General features: G+C 50.7%; 18 protein-coding genes and 1 CRISPR repeat array. Of the genes, 11 read left to right on the top strand and 7 right to left on the bottom strand.

Translation table 11 applies throughout. The annotated features are described in order from the left end of the window. The first annotated feature begins 15 nt into the window (after positions 1-15). Complete coding sequence (locus BZG20_RS06115; protein ID WP_077578438.1) at positions 16-1,827, top strand: ABC transporter transmembrane domain-containing protein; 1,812 nt, start codon at positions 16-18, stop codon at positions 1,825-1,827. On the opposite strand, the gene BZG20_RS15910 is transcribed toward BZG20_RS06115, so the two are convergent. The 6 genes from BZG20_RS15910 to BZG20_RS06090 form a co-directional block, all read right to left on the bottom strand. Beyond that, a complete protein-coding gene (locus BZG20_RS15910) occupies positions 1,824-1,997 on the bottom strand; it encodes a DUF6435 family protein (RefSeq protein WP_106406577.1) in 174 nt (57 codons plus the stop codon). The genes BZG20_RS06115 and BZG20_RS15910 overlap by 4 nt on opposite strands. 126 nt (positions 1,998-2,123) lie before the next feature. After that, positions 2,124-2,900, bottom strand: a complete 777-nt coding sequence (locus BZG20_RS06110; protein ID WP_131825345.1) for a transporter substrate-binding domain-containing protein — start codon at positions 2,898-2,900, stop codon at positions 2,124-2,126. Positions 2,901-3,099: 199 nt separating this feature from the next. Beyond that, the gene (gene gcvP, locus BZG20_RS06105; RefSeq protein ID WP_077578436.1) at positions 3,100-5,964 is read right to left on the bottom strand and encodes an aminomethyl-transferring glycine dehydrogenase; all 2,865 of its coding nucleotides are present in this window, start codon (positions 5,962-5,964) and stop codon (positions 3,100-3,102) included. Positions 5,965-5,979: 15 nt separating this feature from the next. After that, complete coding sequence (gene gcvH, locus BZG20_RS06100; protein WP_074214574.1) at positions 5,980-6,357, bottom strand: glycine cleavage system protein GcvH; 378 nt, start codon at positions 6,355-6,357, stop codon at positions 5,980-5,982. 166 nt (positions 6,358-6,523) lie between these two features. Further along, a complete protein-coding gene (locus BZG20_RS06095; RefSeq protein WP_077578435.1) occupies positions 6,524-7,822 on the bottom strand; it encodes a serine hydroxymethyltransferase in 1,299 nt (432 codons plus the stop codon). A gap of 26 nt (positions 7,823-7,848) precedes the next feature. Then, on the bottom strand, positions 7,849-9,249 hold the full coding sequence (locus tag BZG20_RS06090) for an L-serine ammonia-lyase (RefSeq protein WP_077578434.1): 1,401 nt from the start codon (positions 9,247-9,249) through the stop codon (positions 7,849-7,851). Positions 9,250-9,828: 579 nt separating this feature from the next. Between BZG20_RS06090 and BZG20_RS06085 the strand changes: the two genes are divergently transcribed. From BZG20_RS06085 to cas2e, 10 genes are all read left to right on the top strand, one after another. Then, positions 9,829-10,431 carry an XRE family transcriptional regulator gene (locus tag BZG20_RS06085; RefSeq protein WP_074214577.1) on the top strand — a complete coding sequence of 201 codons (603 nt, stop codon included), beginning with the start codon at positions 9,829-9,831 and terminating at the stop codon, positions 10,429-10,431. A gap of 64 nt (positions 10,432-10,495) precedes the next feature. After that, positions 10,496-11,611 (top strand): glycine cleavage system aminomethyltransferase GcvT, encoded by a 1,116-nt coding sequence (gene gcvT / locus BZG20_RS06080; protein ID WP_077578433.1) that lies wholly within the window; start codon positions 10,496-10,498, stop codon positions 11,609-11,611. 197 nt (positions 11,612-11,808) lie between these two features. Next, the gene (locus tag BZG20_RS06075) at positions 11,809-14,538 is read left to right on the top strand and encodes a CRISPR-associated helicase/endonuclease Cas3 (RefSeq protein WP_077578432.1); all 2,730 of its coding nucleotides are present in this window, start codon (positions 11,809-11,811) and stop codon (positions 14,536-14,538) included. Then, a complete protein-coding gene (casA, locus tag BZG20_RS06070; RefSeq protein WP_077578431.1) occupies positions 14,535-16,130 on the top strand; it encodes a type I-E CRISPR-associated protein Cse1/CasA in 1,596 nt (531 codons plus the stop codon). The genes BZG20_RS06075 and casA overlap by 4 nt, the downstream gene beginning before the upstream one ends. Then, positions 16,130-16,687: a type I-E CRISPR-associated protein Cse2/CasB gene (gene casB / locus BZG20_RS06065; RefSeq protein WP_077578430.1), complete on the top strand. Its 558-nt coding sequence runs from the start codon at positions 16,130-16,132 to the stop codon at positions 16,685-16,687. The genes casA and casB overlap by 1 nt, the downstream gene beginning before the upstream one ends. A 16-nt stretch (positions 16,688-16,703) precedes the next feature. Further along, positions 16,704-17,738 carry a type I-E CRISPR-associated protein Cas7/Cse4/CasC gene (cas7e, locus tag BZG20_RS06060; RefSeq protein WP_077578429.1) on the top strand — a complete coding sequence of 345 codons (1,035 nt, stop codon included), beginning with the start codon at positions 16,704-16,706 and terminating at the stop codon, positions 17,736-17,738. A gap of 12 nt (positions 17,739-17,750) precedes the next feature. Continuing rightward, positions 17,751-18,500 carry a type I-E CRISPR-associated protein Cas5/CasD gene (gene cas5e / locus BZG20_RS06055; RefSeq protein WP_069361016.1) on the top strand — a complete coding sequence of 250 codons (750 nt, stop codon included), beginning with the start codon at positions 17,751-17,753 and terminating at the stop codon, positions 18,498-18,500. Then, positions 18,487-19,155: a type I-E CRISPR-associated protein Cas6/Cse3/CasE gene (gene cas6e, locus BZG20_RS06050; protein WP_077578428.1), complete on the top strand. Its 669-nt coding sequence runs from the start codon at positions 18,487-18,489 to the stop codon at positions 19,153-19,155. Before cas5e ends, cas6e begins: the two co-directional genes overlap by 14 nt. Positions 19,156-19,182: 27 nt before the next feature. After that, positions 19,183-20,103, top strand: coding sequence for a type I-E CRISPR-associated endonuclease Cas1e (gene cas1e / locus BZG20_RS06045; RefSeq protein ID WP_077578427.1), 921 nt, complete (start codon positions 19,183-19,185; stop codon positions 20,101-20,103). A gap of 3 nt (positions 20,104-20,106) precedes the next feature. Next, positions 20,107-20,403, top strand: coding sequence for a type I-E CRISPR-associated endoribonuclease Cas2e (gene cas2e, locus BZG20_RS06040; protein ID WP_069589326.1), 297 nt, complete (start codon positions 20,107-20,109; stop codon positions 20,401-20,403). Positions 20,404-20,479: 76 nt separating this feature from the next. Beyond that, positions 20,480-21,973: a CRISPR direct-repeat array (repeat unit 29 nt; unit sequence GTGTTCCCCGTGCCCACGGGGATGAACCG). 200 nt (positions 21,974-22,173) lie between these two features. Here cas2e and BZG20_RS06035 read toward each other — a convergent pair. After that, on the bottom strand, positions 22,174-22,521 hold the full coding sequence (locus tag BZG20_RS06035) for a carboxymuconolactone decarboxylase family protein (protein WP_046075710.1): 348 nt from the start codon (positions 22,519-22,521) through the stop codon (positions 22,174-22,176). Positions 22,522-22,756: the final 235 nt, after the last annotated feature.

Genomic DNA, 22,756 nt, shown 5'->3' with positions numbered 1-22,756 from the left:
CACTAAGTAGAGCTTATGGCTAATTCCGCTTTAACGCGCGCCGCCTCGACGCCATCTGCTTCAAGTCGCAACAGTAAAAATCTGACGGTTCTGTGGGAGCTGATTGCGTTTATTCGCCCTTACCGCTGGCAAGTGAGCGCGGCATTGCTGGCCTTAGTGTTTACCGCGTCATTGACGCTCTCGGTCGGACACGGCGTTCGCCTTTTGATCGACCAAGGCTTTGCACAGCAATCACTGGTTGAGCTGGGGAATGCGGTAAAGTTTATTTTGCTGATCACGGTATTGATCGCGATCGGTACCTTTTTCCGGTTCTATCTGGTGTCATCGGTGGGTGAACGGGTCAGTGCCGATATTCGCCAAGCGGTGTTTGATCATGTGATTAGCCTACATCCGAGCTATTTTGAAACCCACGGCAGTGGCGAAATCATGTCGCGGATCACCACAGATACCAGCTTGCTGCAAAACATCATCGGCTCCTCCTTCTCCATGGCGATGCGCAGTGCACTGATGTGTGTGGGCGCCATCATCATGCTGTTTGCCACCAATATTAAACTGACCTTGATTGTGCTCGCCTCCGTACCTTTTATTTTGGTGCCAATACTTATCTATGGTCGTCGTGTGCGGGCGTTATCGCGGCAAAGCCAAGATTCGATGGCGGATGTAGGCAGCTATGCCGGTGAAGCCATCACAAACATTAAAACCGTGCAAAGCTTCGCGGTAGAAGATCACGCCAAAGCCGCATTTGGTCAAGAGGTGGAGCGTGCCTATCAGATCGGACGCGAACGCGTCAAACAACGAGCCATTCTTATTTCCGGCGTGATCGTGATTGTGTTCAGCGCCATTACTGGCATGTTGTGGGTTGGCGGTCGCGATGTGATTCAAGGTACCATGTCAGCAGGGGACCTGGGCGCGTTTGTGTTTTTCGCCATCATGGTTGCCTCTTCGATGGCTACCTTGTCGGAAGTGATGGGGGAGTTGCAGCGCGCGGCAGGCGCGACGGAGCGCTTGGTGGAACTGTTGCACGTGCAAAGCCATATTCGAACTCCCGCCACCTCGCCGAGTGTCGATGCCCAATCATTAAGCAATGATATTCGCTTTGAAGCGGTACATTTTCATTATCCCACGCGTCCCCATCAAGCAGCGATTGATGCGTTGAACCTTGTGATTCGGCCCGGTGAAGTCGTCGCCTTAGTCGGACCGTCGGGGGCGGGAAAAACCACCGTATTTGAATTACTGCAACGCTTTTATGATCCGCAGTCAGGTGCGATTAGGCTGGGCGGGCAAGATATTCGTCGCTTATCCCCGCAAGCGTTGCGCCAACAAATGGCACTGGTGCCACAACAACCCGCTCTGTTTAGTGATGATGTAATAGGCAATATTCGCTACGGCAGGCCAGGCGCCAGTGAGCACGCCGTCAAAGAGGCGGCAATTCAAGCGCACGCCGATGAGTTTATTCAGCAATTACCGGACGGCTACAACAGCTTTTTGGGTGAGCGAGGCGTGCGGCTTTCGGGTGGGCAACGGCAGCGAGTCGCGATTGCCCGTGCGATTCTCAAGGACCCACGAATTTTATTGCTCGATGAAGCCACCAGCGCCCTTGATAGCGAAAGTGAGCATGCGGTTCAGCGAGGCTTGGCGGCTTTAATGCGGGATCGCACTACCTTGATTATCGCTCACCGCTTATCGACCATTCAGCATGCTGACCGCATTGTCGTGATGGATCAAGGCAAGCTTATTGATGTAGGCAGCCATACCGACCTGCTGGCGCGCTGCCCTCTGTATCAACGCTTGGTAAAACGGCAGTTTAGCCATGTCTCAAATAGCTAAGCGTTGTTTTCCAATTCTTTGATTTGTTGGTCAATCTTTTCTGCTTCTTCGGTGAGCAGTGAATAACCACGGATGTCGCCGTTGCGCTGCGCCTGAAAGGCTTGTTGCTGCTTAGCTTCGTACTGCTTTTTAAGCTTTTTAACCGGATTCGGCTTTAAAAATGAGAGCATGTCGTGTCCTTTGTTGATAACTGACATGCTCCATTACGGTGTAAGGGTGGGCTTGGATGATAAGCGGCCTTTGTTTAGCGGCTCAAAGTGAGTGCGCGATAAAACCTTGTGCAGGAATGTCAGCGATTAATCATTAAAAAAGTCATCAATGATCGCTTGGTACTCTCCGGTGGCTTTCATGTCTGCTAACGCTTGATCAAATTGGTCACGTAGGGCTGATAATTCTTGCGCTTTAGAAAAGGCAATGTAACTAGGGGTGTCTTCGATAGGATGGGGATTGATCTCGACAACATCCTTCATATCGAGCTGGTTAACCAGGGCGCGTGCGCCAAAATGGTTGCTGAGCCACAAGCGTGCTCGGCCACTTTCCAACATCCGAAGGCACTGTGGTGCGCGAGTCAGGCGGAAAACCTGATCGAATTGATTTTGCGCCAAGGCAGCATCCATCCGGCTGCCGTAACTGACTTGGTTGATCACACAGACGGAGTAAGCGCCAAAATTGAACGATTGAATCGCATCTTCAGAGAGACTGACATCGGGGCGATGAACAAAGCGGATCCCTTGTTGAAATAAAACCTGCTGAGAGTAATCGAGAAACGCTTCGCGCTCAGGTGTTTTGAAAATAGTGAATATGCCATCTGCTAAGCCAGTTCGGACTTGATAGAGTGCTCGCGCCCATGGCAGTACTTCAATTTCTACCTCATAACCGAGCTTGGCAAAAGTTTGGCGGACAACTCGTACCGCCACACCGTCGAGGGCACCATCGGCGGTTTGAATGTAAGGCGGGTATTCGAGCGTGACTAAACGCACAGTTGGCGCAGCCGCATGGACCAAGCCGGTCATTCCCAACAGCAGTATCAACAACAGCACGCGTACAACAGGGCGTCGACATGAACTCAGCAAGGCTTAATCACTCTCAGTGAAAAGGTTTATTGCCTTAAGTTTAGCCAGCAAGCAGTAAGACGGGAGAAAATTTCGCTAAGACTGGCTGTTGCGAAGAACGACATTAGCCGACAAAACGGGGCAATAAAAAAGGCGAACCGAGCGGCTCGCCTTTCGTTTATCAAGTTAGTTTTTAACTTGGTTATCTGTGACTAGTGGATTACTCATCCATATAGTTTTCAATGCTAGGGCAAGAACAAATCAAGTTACGGTCGCCGTAGACATTATCGACACGGTTGACTGATGGCCAGTATTTGCTTGCCTTGTTATGGGCGGATGGGAAGCAAGCCAGCTCACGGGAATAGGCGTGAGACCACTCGTCTGCCATCAGATCCGCTTGGGTGTGAGGCGCATTGACCAATGGGTTGTCTTCCAGCGTCCACTCACCGTCTTGCACCTTGGCAATTTCCTCGCGGATGGCAATCATGGCATCACAGAAGCGATCCAACTCTTCTTGGCTTTCACTTTCGGTCGGTTCAACCATCAGAGTACCCGCGACCGGGAATGACATGGTCGGCGCGTGGAAGCCATAATCCATCAAGCGTTTGGCGATGTCTTCTTCGCTGATGCCGGATGCCTCTTTGAGTGGGCGAATGTCGATAATACATTCGTGCGCAATGCGTCCGTTTTTACCGCGATAAAGCACGGGGTAGTAGGGACGCAAACGCTCCATCACATAGTTGGCACTGAGAATCGCTAACTCGGTCGCGCGCGTTAGGCCTTGTTCACCCATCATGGCAATGTACGCCCATGAAATAGGAAGAATCGAGGCACTGCCCATTGGTGCGGCCGACACGGCAAATTCATCACCTTGCTCCACATGACCGGGAAGGAAAGGCGCAAGGTGCGATTTTACCCCAATTGGCCCCATGCCCGGTCCGCCACCACCGTGGGGAATACAGAAGGTTTTGTGCAGGTTGAGGTGCGAAACGTCTGAGCCAATGTAGCCCGGTGTGGTCAGCCCCACTTGCGCATTCATGTTGGCGCCATCCAAGTAAACTTGGCCGCCAGCCTCGTGTACCAGCTCGCACACTTGCTGCACGGTTTCTTCGTACACACCATGTGTCGATGGATAGGTGATCATAATGCATGAGAGCGCATCGCGGTGTTTATCGATCTTGGCTTTCAGATCGTCAATGTCGATGTTGCCGTCATCATCACAGCCAACTACGACCACTTTCATCGAAACCATGGCCGCGGAGGCAGGGTTAGTGCCGTGCGCGGAGCTTGGGATCAAGCACACGTTGCGGTGACTGTCGCCACGGCTTTCATGGTAGCGCTGAATCGCGATTAAGCCCGCATACTCCCCTTGCGCACCTGAGTTCGGCTGCATGGAGATCTCATCGTAGCCGGTGATTTCACACAGCATGTCACGCAGTGATTTACCCAGTGTTTGATAGCCTTTGGCTTGCGCCAGCGGCACAAACGGGTGCAGGGCACCAAACTCTGGCCAGGTGACGGGGATCATCTCGGCCGCGGCATTCAGCTTCATGGTACAGCTGCCCAATGGGATCATACCGTGGGTAAGGGAGAAGTCTTTGTTTTCCAACGCCTTCATATACCGCATCAGCTTGGTTTCACTGTGATAGCGGTTAAAGACGGGGTGCGTTAGGTATGCACTGGTGCGGCGGCATGCGGCAGGGATCGCGGCAAATTCATTGGCTTCAATATCGCTCGCCACGCTTTCTGCATTGCCTTGACCGGTGAGCGCGGTAAGCAATTGGTTGACTTCTGCCAGCGTGCTCGCTTCATCGAAACTCACGCCCAGTTGGCCATCCAATTGACGCAGGTTAAAACCGGCGTCCTGCGCTTGTTGATACAAGGCGTCGGTTTGCTCGCCTGTGTTGAGTGTGACGGTATCAAAGAAGCTGTCGTGAGTAAGGCTCAATCCCGCCGCTTGTACCGATTTGGCGAACAGCGCGGTGAGATGATGTACTCGGCGGGCAATTTTCCTTAGCCCTTCAGGGCCGTGATACACCGCGTAAAAAGCGGCCATGTTAGCCAGCAGTGCTTGGGCGGTACAAATATTGGAGGTCGCTTTTTCACGGCGAATGTGTTGCTCGCGCGTTTGCATCGCCATGCGCAGGGCTTGGTTGCCTTTGCTATCGACCGATACGCCAATCACGCGGCCGGGCATGGTGCGCTTGAGCTTGTCGCGTGTCGCCATGAAGGCGGCGTGTGGGCCACCGTAACCCATGGGCACGCCAAAGCGTTGTGCCGACCCAATCACTACATCCGCGCCCATTTCACCCGGTGCTTTGAGCACAGTGAGTGAAAGCAGATCGGTGGCGACGGCGACCAAGGTCTTCTTGCTTTGCGCTTCCGCGATAAGCGCGCTGAGATCGTGCACTTCACCGGTGGTGCCCGGGTACTGGAGCAGGGCGCCAAATACATCGTGCTGGTTCAGTTTGTCGGTGTCATCAACAACGATGTCATAGCCGAGGAAGTTGGCGCGCGTTTTAATCACGTCCAGCGTTTGTGGGTGCACATCGCTGGCAACAAAAAAGGCGTTGCCTTTGTGCTTGCCGCCACGCTTACACAGCGTCATGGCTTCCGCGGCTGCGGTAGCTTCGTCGAGCAGTGACGCGTTAGCCAAATCCATCCCCGTTAGGTCCATCACCATCTGCTGGAAGTTCAGCAACGATTCGAGTCGGCCTTGTGAGATCTCGGGCTGATAAGGGGTATAAGCCGTGTACCAACCCGGGTTTTCTAGCACATTGCGTAAAATAGGCGGTGGGGTATGCGTGTGGTAGTAGCCTTGACCGATCAGGCTGCGCTTAATGGTATTTTGCGCGGCAATGTCACTTAGCTCAGCCAGCATCTGGGTTTCGCTTTTAGGAGCGCTGAGGTTAAGAGGCTGTGGCAAGCGGATATCGGCAGGGACAGTTTCTTCAATCACATGCTCGAGGCTGGTGGCATTGATCGCCGCCAGCATCGCGCTTTGTTGCTGAGTATCTGGGCCGTTGTGGCGAGCGATAAAGTCATTATCGGCCACCAGGCTATCGAGTAAACGAGTATGCGTCATGATAGTCGTCCTGAATTAGTCGTCGATGGCGGCGGTGTATGCGTCCGCGTCCATTAGATGATCCAAGTTGGTGTCGTCAGCGAGTTTAATTTTGGCAATCCAGCCTCCTTCAAAGGGCGCCTCGTTAACTAGCTCTGGGCTATCTTCAAGATCCTCATTGACGGCAATGACTTCGCCATCGACCGGGGCATAGATATCAGACGCTGCTTTCACCGACTCCACCAATGAGAAGCCTTCACCTTTTTCAGTACTGTCGCCAACCTCGGGCAGATCGACAAACACGACATCGCCCAGCAGGCCTTGGGCATGATCGGTGATCCCCATGGTCACCGTGCCATCGCCGTTGTCTTTGACCCACTCATGGCTTTCAGAAAACTTTAGTGTCGCGTCCATTTGTTACTCTCCTGCGTTTAATGCGAGCTGCTCAGTCGTTGAGCGATTTACAATGTAAAGTGAGGCGGTTTGTGGATAACGATACCGCCTCCTGTGTCTTAATAACGTACGTGTCAATGGTATTGGCTTAGTCGTTGCAAGACTGTTTATGGCTTCGCGCCGCCATTTATTGGCGATATAGCGGGAAGCGCGCGCACAGCTGTTGCACCTCTTTACGAATGCGTGCCTCGATATCGCCATTGCCCTCGGGTGCTTCGACTAAGGCATCCAGCACATCACCAATCCATTCTCCGATTTGGCGGAACTCCTCAGTGCCGAAGCCACGGCTAGTGCCGGCCGGTGTGCCAAGACGAACGCCTGAAGTGATCATGGGTTTTTCGGTATCGAAAGGGATGCCGTTCTTGTTACAGGTGATCCCAGCGCGCTCGAGCGCCTGCTCCGCTTGGTTGCCTTTTAGGCCTTTGGGGCGTAGGTCAACGAGCATCAAGTGGGTATCGGTGCCGCCGGTGACAATGTCACAGCCACGTGTTTGTAGTACTTCGGCCAAGACTTTGGCGTTAGCAACTACTTGATCAATGTACAATTTAAACTCAGGCTCTAGCGCCTCACCAAATGCGACGGCTTTAGCCGCAATCACGTGCATCAATGGACCGCCTTGTAGGCCGGGGAACACTGCCGAATTGATCTTTTTGTTGATGTCTTCGTGGTTGGTCAGGATCATGCCACCGCGCGGGCCACGCAGCGTTTTGTGGGTGGTGGTAGTGACCACATGCGCATGCGGCAATGGCGAGGGATGGGCGCCAGTGGCAACCAAGCCAGCGATATGCGCCATATCAACCATCAAATAGGCACCCACTTCATCGGCAATCGCGCGGAAACGGGCAAAATCAATCGGACGCGGGATCGCGCTGCCTCCGGCGATGATCATCTTCGGTTGATGTTCACGAGCCAGCACCGCGACTTCATCGTAATCAATTTCTAGGCTGTCTTTGCTCACGCCGTATTGCACAGCATTAAACCATTTACCGGATAGAGCAGGGCGCGCGCCGTGAGTGAGGTGGCCGCCAGCATCGAGTGACATACCTAAAATGGTGTCACCGGGTTGCAGTAGCGCCAGCATGACGGCGCCGTTGGCTTGTGCGCCCGAATGTGGCTGTACGTTGACATACTCACAGCTAAACAGCTGTTTGGCGCGGGCTTGGGCGATGGCTTCAACTTCATCAACGTGCTCGCAGCCGCCATAGTAGCGACGTCCCGGATAGCCTTCGGCGTACTTATTGGTTAAGCAGGTGCCTTGTGCTTGCATCACGGCTTGCGAGACGATGTTCTCCGAGGCGATCAGTTCGATTTGTTGTTGCTGACGTTTGTGTTCGGCCTGCACTGCCGACATCACAGCGCCATCGGATTCCGATAAGTTAGTGGAGAAAAACTGCTCCAATTCTACATTCGGGTAGCTCGGTTTCATTGCGCTTTCCTTGTTGGCGATGGTGGCTAACAGGCCACGACGTTAATCGGGATCACATTGGTGGCGAGGCCACCCTGTGAGGTTTCTTTATATTTACTCATCATGTCGAGCCCAGTCTCATGCATGGTTTTGATCACGCTATCAAGCGAGACGTGGTGCTCGCCGTCGCCACCCATGGCTAATCGGGTAGCGTTAATGGCTTTGACGGCGCCCATGGTATTGCGTTCTATACAGGGAACTTGCACCAAGCCATCGATGGGATCACAAGTGAGACCTAGGTTATGTTCCATACCAATCTCTGCGGCGTTTTCAATTTGTTGATTACTCGCTCCCATCGCCGCTGCTAAGCCGCCAGCTGCCATGGAGCACGCCACGCCAATTTCTCCCTGACAACCAACCTCTGCGGCCGAAATAGAGGCATTGGTCTTGTACAAAGAGCCAATAGCCGCAGAGGTGGCCATAAAGGTACGGATCCCGTCTGGGTTATTGGGCGACACAAATTTGTCGTAATACGCAAGCACGGCAGGGATCACGCCTGCCGCACCATTGGTTGGGGCGGTGACCACACGACCACCGGCGGCATTCTCTTCGTTGACCGCCATGGCAAATAGGTTGACCCAATCATTGGTATCTGTGGGTAAGCCATGGGCTTGTTTATCGTGAATGGCGTCGTACATGCCTTTGGCACGTCGCTTAATGTTTAAACCACCCGGCAACACGCCACCTTGTTTAATACCTCTATCGATGCACTCACGCATCACTTGCCAGATATGATCCAGTCCCTGGTTAACCGTGTCCCGTGTGGCGCCACTATCGTGATATCGCGCGCGTGCCACTTCGTTAGTAAACATCAGCTCACTGATGGTCATGCCCGTTTTTGCACATTGGTCAAGCAACTCCGCCGCACTATTAAACGGGTGAGGAGGGACAAAATCTGTTGCCAATGCATCGGTTTCGCCTTCTTCTACCACAAAGCCGCCGCCGACAGAAAAATAGGTCTTGCTGGCCAAACAGTTACCGGCTTTATCGTATGCACTGACTGTCATCCCGTTGGGGTGCTCGGGCAGTACTTGTTCATAGTGAAAGGCAATATTTGCCTGCCAATTGAATGGGATGTAGTGGCGTCCAGCAAAGGGGAGTTCGCCGCCGTTTTTGACCAGCTTGGTCATGGTATCGATTTCATCTGACTCTATGGTCGCGGGCATTTCGCCCATCAATCCCATCACACAGGCGACATCGGTGGCATGGCCTTTCCCGGTGAGCGCCAGTGAGCCGTATAAGTCCACTTTGACACGCTCGATGTCGGTCACTGAGAGCGTTTGTGCCGCGTATTGCGTAAAGCGTGCACAGGCCACCATCGGGCCTACGGTGTGGGAGCTTGAAGGCCCAACACCAACTTTGAACAGGTCAAACATGCTGTGACTCATGGCCTGTCTCCTCAATCAGTAAGGTACGTTTTTGTCATTATTCATGCTGTCCTACATCGAAGATGTCGACATTGCTTCACGTTGCACTCAACAGTCGCGATCGATGAATACGCGCACTGTTTATTTAAACATTTTGTTAACGTACCTAAGCGTTCACTTTTCCGCAAAATAAATTTCCAATAAGAAACCTATGTTGTGATCCTAGAGACAAAACCTTCCCTTTTGATACTATTGCACAGCCACGCAAACGATTGCCTTTTTATCTTAAGCGAGGGTAAATTGCAAATCAATGTCGGTGAATGCTCGGAGGGGACTCGTCGTTCATTGAATCATGGGTAAATAATAAAGTGTGTAATACTTTGTTTTTACGATAAATAGAGTGAGAGGGCTCAGTTTGGGGTGAGCGTGATAGGTTGCCTGCTTTCACCAATTCGCTGGTTACGTCACGTTTATGGTACCGGTATTTTCCGATAGGAAACTTTTTTGTTAAAAGTGTTAAAGCGTCAAACATAGCGGGACAACCGATAGAGGCGAAAGCAGGTGACAACAGACCAATCAACACAGGATGTGTATCCGTCGATGCAGGTTGAACGATCGCAACGTGAGGGTGAAACGCGCGAGCCCATTGCGCCATTGCGGCTGGGCCCGCGCTTAAAAGCAGTCAGGGTAAGACTTGGGCTTACGCTTGAAGAGGCAAGCCAACGGACTGGGTTGGCTCGCTCGACATTGTCCAAAATTGAAAATGAGCAGATATCCCCAACCTTCCAAGCGATGCAGAAGCTCGCGCACGGCTTGGATATCGATATTCCGCAACTGTTTGCGCCGCCAAAAAAACGGCAAGCAACAGGCCGGCGAGACGTGACGCTAGCGGGTCAGGGAAAAGCGCACCCTACCGGTACCTACGAACATGAGCTGTTGGCTACGCAGCTTAGCAACAAAAAAATGATGCCATTTAAATCGCGGGTCAGAGCGCGCGCGTTTGAAGACTATAGCGACTGGATCCGCCATGACGGCGAAGAATTTTTATTGGTGCTGGAAGGTAGCATCCAATTTTTTTCCGAATTTTACGAAGCGATCATCCTCAATGAGGGCGACAGTGTGTATTACGACGCTACCATGGGGCACATGTTGGCCTCTGTCAGTGATGCCGATGCACTGATCTTATGGGTGACCGCTTCCTAACCAACGACACAAATACATCGCTTAACGTGGGCAAGAGGCCCGCCGGCGCAATATGGAGTGAACAATGGCAGAGTTACTGACGACCCCGTTACACGGCTTGCATCTTGATATGGGCGCAAAAATGGTTCCATTCGCTGGTTATGATATGCCAGTGCAATATACGTTGGGCGTGCGCAAAGAGCACCTCCATTGTCGTGAGCATGCGGGCTTGTTTGATGTGTCCCACATGGGACAAATTCGTCTTCATGGCACGGATGCGGCGAAAGCATTAGAGGGATTAGTCCCGGTTGATGTACTGGATTTACCAGAAGGAAAGCAGCGCTATGCACTGTTCACTAACGAGCAAGGTGGCATTTTAGATGATCTGATGATTGCCAACTTAGGCGATCACCTTTTCTTAGTCGTGAATGCCGCCTGCAAAGCGCAGGATATTCAGCACCTGCGCGATAACTTGACAGGAGATGTGTCGGTCGAGGTCCTAGAAGATCGTGCTTTGCTGGCTCTACAAGGCCCCAAAGCGGCGCAAGTACTAGCGACATTCAACCCGAAGGTTAATGACATGGTGTTCATGGACATTCAACCTGTTGAGATCAATGGCATTCACTGTGTGGTGAGTCGTTCCGGTTACACTGGCGAAGACGGGTTTGAAATTTCTGTACCGGCTGAACATGCAGCATCACTCGCCAAAGCGCTGTTAGCTCACGACGAGGTAGAATGGATTGGGCTCGGCGCTCGTGACTCACTGCGCCTTGAGTGTGGCCTTTGCCTGTATGGGCACGATCTGGACACCACCACGACGCCAGTTGAAGCAACCTTGATCTGGGCAATCAGTAAAGTGCGTCGCGCCGATGGTGAGCGTGCGGGTGGCTTCCCAGGTGAGGCGAAAATCCTTGAACAAATTGCTAACAAAGCGGTGAGCCGCAAGCGCATTGGGCTGGTGGGCCAAAGCAAAGCCCCTGTCCGTGAAGGCAGCAAGCTGTTTGATGCAGACGATAATGAAATCGGCGTGGTGACCAGCGGCACCTTTGGCCCCACCAAAGGGATGCCCGTGGCGATGGGTTATCTCCCGCCTGAGTTTATTGCCCCCGGCACCGAGGTCTACGCGGAAGTGCGTGGCAAAAAACTGCCCATGACGGTCGAAAAAATGCCTTTTGTGCCGCAGCGGTATTATCGCGGGTAAATCAATATTACTGATTAAGATGGCACAGTTTACGCACTAAAAGTGATTAATTAGCGTGTGGTGTGCCATCGTCTTGGTAACGAGTTTATATCGCGATAGTTGCGAGCTGTTCCTAACTCACATAACTCTCATGGCTAAATTGCTGGCTGAGTTTGCCTATGTTAGCGTTCTAAAAACATGGGACGTGGACACGGTTTGTGGATAACGAAAAGCCTTATTTTTCCTATTGGGGAAAGGCCAGTGCTGATATAGGATGTGGGGATGCGTATCACCAGCTGGCCTATCATTGTTTGGATGTAGCGGCGGTTAGCTATCACCTCCTTCACGAACAACGACCGCTAACAAAAGCCATTGCGGAATTTCTTGAGCTCTCTCCAGAACAGCTACGAACCCTATGGTGTCTCACGATATCGCTTCATGACTTAGGCAAGTATGCGTCCGCATTTCAGGAACTGAACCTCAGTGTTTCCGCTGACTTACTCAACCCTCGAAGTAAGAAAGAATATGACGGGCGAGAATATCGACATGACAGGCTAGGCTATTATTTCTGGCAGCAGCATGAGACTGAGATAGTTCAAGCGATTTGTGGTCAGTCGGTCACTTCAATGGATGATGAAATAGCCGTCTATGAGACAGTTGACGTGCTGGCGCAATGTGTATTGGGACATCATGGTCAGCCAATCAATCGGCAAATGCCGCCATGGATTAAGTCTTTTACAGAAGTGCGTAACCATGATGCGGTGATAGCATTTATTGCCGATGTGAGTGAACTGTTTCAGCCGCAAATTAATATTGAGATATTGTCGTCTGCTGATTGGCGAACGCGACTTGAACAAGTGAGCTGGCAGCTAGCTGGACTGGCTGTGCTAGCGGATTGGATGGGTTCAGATACTCACTTTTTTCCCTATGTTTCTCAGTCTCAGCCGCTTGAACAGTATTGGCACTGTGCGTTGGCGTGTGCCGAACAAGCGCTGGGCCATACCGACTTATCTCGCACACCGACAGTAACACCTTTTAGTGCCTTTTCCGATATCTTCCCTTTTTCCCCAACACCTTTGCAGGCTTGGGCTACGTCGGTAGAAATCAACGATCAACCGCAGCTATTTATCTTAGAAGATATGACGGGGGCAGGGAAGACTGAAGCCGCGCTCACACTCACACATCGATTAATGGCTGCTGGTGCGGCCGATGGTTTTTATTTTGGCTTGCCGACCATGGCGACATCTAATGCCATGTTTGATCGAGTCGCCGATCACTATACGCAAATGGTGAAACTTGGTGAGGGGGAGCAAGCCAGTATTACGCTGGCACACGGTGCCCGAGATATGAATGACCGATTTCGAGAGATGGTGCACACCACAGGTACGGTAGATAGCAATTATCACCAGCGTGATGCAACCGTAACGGCACAATGTAATGCTTGGCTTGCGGATTCGCGCAAAAAAGCGTTATTAGCACCTGTCGGTGTGGGTACCATTGATCAAGCGTTGCTCGCTGTTCTGCCTCGACGACATCAATCTTTGCGCTTGCTGGGATTGAACCGAAAAGTCCTGATTTTTGACGAAATCCACGCCGCGGATGAATATATGCTCGCCTTACTGGAAAGCTTATTATCACTGCATTTGCATCAGGGTGGCTCGGTTATATTGCTAACTGCAACTTTGTCACAGAAGCAGCGGCAACGCCTGTGTCAGGTCTGGCAGCAAGCGGCCGGTTTGACACCTATCGTTCCGGTTAAGGAGCATTTCCCCTTAGCGACCCACGTGGCGATCGATAAAATGCCTGCATTGAAAGAAATCACTATTTCTCGGCAAGCCAAACAAAAACGTGCGGTCGCGGTGGATATGCTCACTCAGTTTGATGACTGTCTCGCGATGGTGTTGACCGCGGTCGCTAGAGGGCAATGCGTGGTTTGGATCAGGAATACTGTGGATGATGCACGCGAAGCGTATGAAACGTTACTGAGTCGGCTTGAACAACCAGACAGGTGTCATTTATTTCATAGCCGATTTGTTCTCGCCGATAGAAAAAATATTGAGAAAACCGTCCTCGATAATTTTGGTAAAAGTAGTTCGCAATCAGAGCGCCAAGGTCGTGTCTTAATTGCGACTCAAGTTTTCCAAGAGAGCTTAGATGCTGACGCGGATGTAATGATATCCGATCTTTGTCCGATTGATGACTTGATTCAACGCGCGGGACGTTTGCACCGTCATACAAGAAACAAACAAGGTGCCTATGTGACGCAAGGTGACGACGAACGCAATCCTCCCGTTCTCTATGTTCATGCTCCCTCGTGGGAAGACGAGCCGAAAGCCGACTGGCTAAGTCGTCACTTTCAATCCACGCAATTTGTTTATCGCTCACCTGGACGACTTTGGTTGGGGCTTAGAAAACTACGCCAATTAGGTGAAATCCGTATGCCAACCCATGCCCGCGAATTGGTTGAAGCCGTTTACAGTGATGAAGCACTGGCACAAATTCCAGCTGCGCTTCAACCTATGGAAGAAGAATATTTGGGGAAAACATACAGTATTGGCGCGAAAGCACAGTCTCAATGCATTGATTGGCAATATGGGTATTGTGATCGCAGTGCAGACTATTGGTTTGATGACGAAACAGACATTAGTACCCGCTACAACGACATAGAAACCGTGGATGTGTTGCTGGTCAACGAGCAAGCAGGTGAGCTTGTGCCAATAGCAAAAGACAATCGATTTTCAGTGGCGCTGAGCACGGTCAAGCTGTCAAAAAGAAAGTATGCCGAACAACTTGCGCCTTTACCCGATCGGCTTGAACCTGCGTTGATGAAGTTGATCGAGCAACACCCTCATCTGAAATATATGAAAATCTGGTTGCCCGAAAACGATTCTCGTTTTGCTTATAGCGAGGAAAAAGGATTTTACGAGCGGCCACAGGAGGCGACATGAATTTAATTCAAGACCCATGGTTGGATTATATCCATCGTAATGGCGATATTAAGAAACGGCCGATCAGTGCAATATGTGATCCCGACGTCGTAGATTTCTCACTACCAAGAGCAGATTTTTATGGCGCGGCGTATCAGTTTGCTATTGGCTTATTACAAACCGCGTTTGCGCCAAAAGATTTGTCACAATGGCACCATTACTTTAAAACGCCACCGGCCGATGTTGTTTTGGAAGAAGCTTTTAATCAGGTCAGTCACGCCTTTAATGTGGTTGGAGAAGGTCCCTTATTTATGCAGGATTTTGACTCCCTCGAGGATGCGCCATCGACCACGGTCTCAGGGCTATTGATAGAAGCGCCTGGCGCAAACGGCATAAAGAACAATACCGATCATTTTATCAAGCGGGGTATTGGCCAAGTGTTGTCCCTCGACATGGCAGCATTGGCTTTGTTTACTATGCAAATCAATGCGCCTGCTGGTGGGTCTGGACATCGTGTCGGTTTGCGTGGTGGCGGACCGCTAACAACGTTAGTGATGCCAGTAACAAGCGAGGCCAGTCTGTGGGAAAAGCTTTGGCTTAATATTATTAATAAAGATTTTTGGCGGTATCCACCGCCCAATTTTACAGATGGTTCCGTTTTCCCGTGGCTTGCTCCTACGCAGACAAGTGAGAAAAAGGGCAGTGAAGTTTATGCCAATGCTGTTCATCCGTTACATGTTTATTGGGCGATGCCAAGACGTATCCGCCTAGAAGTTGAACATCGTGACGCAGAGTGTCAATTACTAGGTCAACAGGTTGAGCAAGTCGTTAACTATTACCGGATGCAAAACTATGGGGCCAATTATGATGGAGAATGGTCTCATCCTCTAACACCATATCGGTTTAACCCCAAAAAGCCTGAAGAACCCCCTTTTTCGGTTAAAGCGCAACCTGGCGGTATCACCTATAAAATTTGGGACACGTTAACACTACGTAGTGACGTCCAAGGCTATAAATGTGCAAAAGTGATTTCTCACTATTACGCTCTAAGTCAAAGGCACGGAAAGTTATTAGGTTACAGTCCACGTCTCAAAGCTTTCGGTTATGACATGGATAATATGAAAGCGAGAGGATGGTATAACAGCGAATTGCCTTTATTTGCTTTTAGCGAAGAGCAGCAAGAGGATGTGCTAACAGCAGTAAACACACTGCAAGATTTATCGGTCAAAAGTCTTAAGCAGCTACGCGACCAAATTAAAAATGCGTGGTTTGATCGTCCAAAGGATGCGAAAGGCGATACATCTTTTATCGATCTCGCGTTCTGGCAGAAGACGGAGTCTGCTTTTTTTACTGCCGTGTCGCAGTTGATTGAAAATATAGAGCAAGAAGACGAGAGCTTAACCCCGGAACAAGCAAAAAAATGGCTCAACACATTACGCGCTGTATGTTTCGACTTATTTGATGGTTATGCCATGACTGAGCTGGGTAATGCGAGGAATATGGCGAGACGGATTAAAGCGAGACAGACTCTAAGCTGGTGGCTATTTAACAGTAAAGATATAAAAGCATTTATTCGTGAACACGATATTGCGATTGATAAGGAGATCGCCTAATGGATAGTACACTACAACATAGTGTTTTACGCTGGTGGCAAAGTATGTACTTATCACCGAATGAATTATACAAAAAAGGTATCACGCCAGCCCCAAACGCACAAAAAGCACAGCTAAAACGTTGTCGAGATCTTGACGCCGTTATGCTGACCCCGGGGTTTCGTGCCTTATGGCAAAGCTTGCCTGCTCCTATAACGGAGCATGCCACATCAAGTGACATGGAATGCTGGGCAGCTATTGCTGGTGCGCTAGTACATGTGAAGCATGATAGCGCACACAATCTGGCGACGGCGGCGGGGAGCAAAGCACAAAGTGATAAATCGAGAGTGAGTGAGCTGCGCTTTGCACAACTGCAAGATACCAAGACACCGGATGAATTTCTGCGCCGTTTAAGAAGGATCCTGCATCAGCTTGATCACAGTGTTTTGGTTTCATCTTTGGCGAGAGATATCTATCAATGGTTTGAGGAACACAGCCAATTTTATCCTCGTCAAGCAGATAAACGCATCACTGTTCAATGGGCAATGGACTATTACCGCGCAGCGGGAACTAAATAGAAAAAAGGAAAAGAGAATGAGCCAATTTATTCAACTACACCTACTGACTTCTTATGCGCCTTCTAACCTGAACCGTGACGATTTAGGTCGGCCCAAAACCGCAAAAATGGGCGGATTTGAGCGCTTGCGTGTGAGCTCGCAAAGTTTAAAACGCCATTGGCGGACATCAGAAGTCTTTGAAACGGCCTTGGCAGGTAAAATTGGGATTCGGACCAAACGTTTCGGCCGACAGTTATACAGTGAGCTTATCGAACAAGGTGTGACCGAAAAACCCGCCAAAGCATGGGCGGCAGAGATAGCAGGGGTTTTTGGTCAAATCAAGAAAGATCAACTAGATATCGAGCAACTTGTTCATATTAGCCCAGAAGAGCAAGATGCAGCACGCTCTTTGATCGCGATATTGGCAGAAGAAAATCGTGCGCCAAAAAAAGAAGAACTGGACTTATTAAAGGCAGATCATGCAGCAGCCGACATCGCCTTATTTGGCCGTATGCTAGCCTCTTCGCCATCGTTTAATGTGGAGGCCGCCTGCCAAGTTGCGCATGCATTGAGTGTTCATAGCGTGGTTGTGGAAGATGATTATTTTACCGCTGTGGATGATTTGAACAACAAAGAGGAAGATGCGGGCTCTGCTCACCTTGGTGAAGCGGGTTTTGCGGCCGCTTTATTCTATTCCTATATCTGCATCAACAAAACGCAGTTGATTGACAACTTACAGGGCGATGAGGCACTTGCTAATAGCGCGATCAAAGCCCTGACGGAAGCGGCGGTGAAAGTGGCGCCTTCAGGTAAACAAAATAGCTTTGCTTCACGTGCTTACGCGAGTTTTGTTTTAGCCGAGAAAGGCGAACACCAACCAAGACAATTGTCGGTAGCGTTTCTTAAACCTGTAAACGATCCCGATCAAGGTCAAGCGGCCGTAGCGGCGCTCAACGATCAAGTACAAAAATTCGATCAAGTATATGGTGAGTGTGCAGATAGCCGTTATGCATTAAATGTCTTTGAGGGTAGCGGCTCGTTTGATGAACTACTCAACTTCGTTACAGAATAAGTGGGAGTCAAGATGCGAGATTATCTTGTTTTTCGACTATATGGACCGCTAGCCAGTTGGGGGGATCCAGCCGTTGGTGGCGACAGACCCACCAGCGCGTATCCGTCGCGTTCAGCCGTACTTGGATTACTTGGGGCGGCACTTGGCATAAAGCGGGATGATGAGACGCAGCTTTTAAGCTTGCAACAAAGCGTATGTATCGGCATCAAGCAGTGTGTACCGGGTTCGCTTTTGCGTGACTACCATACCGCGCAGGTGCCGAGTCATGATAAAAAGCGCATACATCGCACGCGCCAAAGTGAATTAAAAACGGGAAAGAAACTACAAACTGTGCTCTCAAAACGTGATTATCGTTGTGACGGTTTGTGGGTCGTTGCAGTGTGGCTCTCGCCCTCGGCTACGATGTCATTAAACGAGCTAAAAAAGGCGTTATTAAAGCCTGTGTATCCCCTTTCTTTGGGAAGAAAAGCATGTCCACCGGCCTTACCGCTGCAGCCTACCTTGGTGGCCAATGCTGATTTAAAGTCAGCATTGGATATGGAGTTTCCAGCGATAACAGCATCGAACAAAAGCGATGCACTCTGGCTGGGAACGACACCTTATGCGACTTACTTTTGGGAAGGCGATGTGGGTGAAATTGATGATGAGCGCGTATTAACCACCCACCCTTGGGATGAGCCTATTAATCGCGGTCGTTGGCAATTTAAACAACGCGTTATGCATCAATTGACGGTAGAGGAGGCCAACGATGTACCTGTCTAAAGTCCGACTACTGTCATCCGCAGAAGCAGTTAAACTGATCTCAAAGTTTGGCCATAATGGTGCATACAGTGCGCACCAAATCATTTGGCAACTCTTTCGTCATGCGAGTGAACGACCGTTCATATATCGAGAGGAGCAAGATCAAGCCACCGGACGGCCGCTGTTTTATGTGCTTTCAACTATTTCACCACAAGATGACACCGGCGTGTTTGAACTCCAAACCAAGCCATTTTCGCCCCAGTTATACAATGGCCAGCGGCTTCATTTTCAGTTAAGAGTGAACCCGACGATTTGTGTGACAGATGCAAAAGGAAAGCGACAGCGGCACGATGTCCTTATGCATGCTAAAAAGCAGGCGGGGGAAGTGAGCGCTATCGCATTGCAGGAAACTATGGATCAGGCCGCGCAACAATGGCTTTATGATGAAAATCGATTGTCGCAGTGGGGTGTTACATTCGATAACGTACCAACGATTGAGGGATATACCCAACATCAAAGTCGGAAAAAGAATGGCGCGCATGTCCAGTTTTCGAGTGTGGATGCTCGCGGTACTTTAACGCTCCAAGACAGCGAACGCTTTTTGAAACAATACGCAAAAGGTTTTGGGCGCGCCAAAGCTATGGGTTGTGGGTTAATGCTGATTCGGCCTGCATAGATATCGGCCAATAAATATGGAGGCACCATGGGGTTCATTCCGTTAAAACCTATCCCGATAAAAGACAGGCGTTCGATGGTTTTTGTCGGGATGGGGCGCATTGATGTGCGTGATGGTGCCTTTGTTGTGATTGATGAGGTGAATGGTGAACGGATGCATATCCCAGTGGGCTCAGTGGTATGCATTATGTTGGAGCCGGGTACGCGCATCAGTCATGCTGCGGTTAAACTCGCGGCAACAACGGGTACATTATTGATTTGGGTCGGTGAATCAGGAGTGAGACTGTATTCTGTGGGGCAACCTGGCGGTGCGCGGTCTGATCGTCTTTTATACCAAGCGCAGCTTGCGCTTGACCCTGATTTACGTCTAAAAGTCGTGCGTAAAATGTTTGAGCGACGATTTGGTGAGCCGGCGCCTCAAAGACGTAGTGTTGAACAATTACGTGGGATTGAAGGGGCTCGAGTACGCAACAGCTACAAAATATTGGCCAAGCAATACGGCGTTGAATGGCATGGCCGCAACTATGATCCAAATGACTGGGATAAAGGCGATGTGACCAATCAATGTATTAGTGCGGCGACCAGTTGCCTTTATGGCGTGACTGAAGCGGCTATTTTAGCAGCGGGTTACGCGCCGGCGATTGGATTTATCCACTCGGGTAAACCACTTTCGTTTGTTTATGATATTGCAGACATTGTTAAATTTGACACGGTCGTACCACTCGCCTTCAAAGTTGCCGCCTCTTCACCCGCAGCACCTGACAGACAAGTACGCCTTGCTTGTCGTGAACTCTTTAGAACCAGCAAGTTATTGAAAAATATTATTCCGATGATCGAAGAGGTATTAGCGGCAGGTGATATTACACCGCCTGAACCGCCTCATGACGCCCAACCACCAGCTATACCTGAGCCAAAATCAATCGGTGATAGCGGACATAGGAGCGGCTAGATAATGAGTATGCTTGTTGTCGTCACCGAAGCCGTACCGCCAAGGTTACGTGGCCGACTTGCGGTCTGGTTGCTCGAAGTTCGCGCTGGTGTTTATGTGGGCGATGTAACACGTCGCGTGCGGGAAATGATTTGGGAGCAAATAACTGAACTCGCTGATGTCGGCAACGTGGTGATGTGTTGGGCGGTGAATAATGAATCAGGTTTTGACTTTCAAACTTATGGTGAAAACCGTCGGGAGCCTGTCGATTTAGATGGTTTAAGGTTGGTGGTATTTAAGCCGAGTGATGAGGATAAATAAGCCCAGTTTGCTCTTTAAAAAGTTGGTAGAAAAATGCAGGTCGATTTTTGTTATATAAAACAGTAATATCCGCTTAGTGTTCCCCGTGCCCACGGGGATGAACCGGCAAGGCGCTGCATTGGATTTGATGATAGCGAGTGTTCCCCGTGCCCACGGGGATGAACCGCTTATGCCCTAAATTAGGTATTGTCAACAATTGTGTTCCCCGTGCCCACGGGGATGAACCGAGACGTCCTGCGCCTGTAATTGCTGCTCTGTCGTGTTCCCCGTGCCCACGGGGATGAACCGCGTCACAACATCCAATATGGGCGAGTTGGTGAGTGTTCCCCGTGCCCACGGGGATGAACCGCTGGAAGCGCTGGAGTCTGAAATCACCATTTCGTGTTCCCCGTGCCCACGGGGATGAACCGGGCGTGCCTTGGTTGACTGATATGGTTAACCCGTGTTCCCCGTGCCCACGGGGATGAACCGTTTGGCAAGGAGGTTAGCGGCTCGGTCGTGGTGTGTTCCCCGTGCCCACGGGGATGAACCGGAAATTGAGGGTGGAGTGACGATTAATGACGAGTGTTCCCCGTGCCCACGGGGATGAACCGAGACCCCTATTGAGTTTGTCTAGTAGGGCTCGGTGTTCCCCGTGCCCACGGGGATGAACCGCCAACTGAGTTCACGTCTGTTCAGCCTGAAAAGTGTTCCCCGTGCCCACGGGGATGAACCGCAATGAAGCTGGATTGAAATATTACGAGGTCAGTGTTCCCCGTGCCCACGGGGATGAACCGTATTAGAAATTTAAAACGCATACGGGGCGGCAGTGTTCCCCGTGCCCACGGGGATGAACCGCGTTCATTTCGCTCGACTACATGGACTTCGTGGTGTTCCCCGTGCCCACGGGGATGAACCGGGGTTTTTATTGGTAGAAATGGTAAAAAGTATGTGTTCCCCGTGCCCACGGGGATGAACCGTCGCGTACAACGTCAGCCAGCAAACCGCAGCCGTGTTCCCCGTGCCCACGGGGATGAACCGTTCAAGGCAACGACCGACGAAGCAATCAAGGCGTGTTCCCCGTGCCCACGGGGATGAACCGCTAGATGGCATCGATGAGACAACGCAGCGCCGGTGTTCCCCGTGCCCACGGGGATGAACCGGACGGCGACGTTTTCTAGTTCGCATATGCACAGTGTTCCCCGTGCCCACGGGGATGAACCGTGCTGGCTATAACGTTGCACTTGATGACGCAAGTGTTCCCCGTGCCCACGGGGATGAACCGTGAAAACAGACAGCGTCGAGGTGGCAACCATGCGTGTTCCCCGTGCCCACGGGGATGAACCGCGTTTTTGGTGCGAGAAGTCACCAAACAACTTGTGTTCCCCGTGCCCACGGGGATGAACCGGTGGTGCGCAAGGGCGGCGTTGGAATCGAGAAGTGTTCCCCGTGCCCACGGGGATGAACCGGTTGCCAGGTGTTTTGTCGCGGCACTGATTTTGTGTTCCCCGTGCCCACGGGGATGAACCGGCCAGATAATCTGGCCTTTGGGTTTAACACACGTGTTCCCCGTGCCCACGGGGATGAACCGATTTTCGCTGAGATGGGTGGCTGGGAATGTTTGTGTTCTCTGTCCTCACGGGAGGTGAGATTGGAGAGAGTGTCGAACATGTTACGAGTAGGTGTTTTGGCAGCATATCGATACACTATTTGCGTTAGTAATAACAAGGGTCCTCGATAAGGCTGAGACCGTCTAATCTCAGCCTGATAATGTTGCCGAGTGCTAATAAGCTACGCCTCACTCAGTTGTTCGACCGCCTCCAGTGCTTGAGAGCCGTAAATCAATGACGGGCCGCCGCCCATTACGATCGCGACGTTAATGGTCTCTACGCATTCTTGTTTGGTTGCGCCATGTTTGAGCGCGGCGGCTACGTGTGCACCAATACAGCCATCGCAGCGTGCGGCAATACCAATCCCTAGTGCAATTAACTCTTTGGTTTTTACGTCAAGATCGCCCTCTGCCATGGCTGCCCGATGAAGCTGTCCAAATGCGGACAGAGTATCACTGCTGTGAGCTTTAAATTGTTTATTGAGCGCCAATTGTTGCTGATTGATTTCCTGATAGTTTTTCTTCGTCATAAGGCCTGCCTTTTAGTTTAGATTTGTCTAATTTAAAGGGTTTTGCGTGTTGATGCAATCTGTGCCTGCCGAGTCGTTGCATTTGTCTAAAAAGGCGAGCAGCACAAGTCGGCCTTTTAGGAAAAATAGGGATAAATGCGTTATTTATTAGATTGTCATTAACAGTTGTTCTAATTTAAAACAACACGCTTCACCTTTTAACTAGATATGCTTCTATGTGCAGCCACTGACGGAG

It is taken from the genome of Salinivibrio sp. IB868, from assembly GCF_001995655.1.
GTDB classification, from domain to species: domain Bacteria; phylum Pseudomonadota; class Gammaproteobacteria; order Enterobacterales; family Vibrionaceae; genus Salinivibrio; species Salinivibrio siamensis.
Note: the sequence above shows the minus strand (reverse complement) of the source record. Positions and strands in the feature narration are given on the sequence as shown.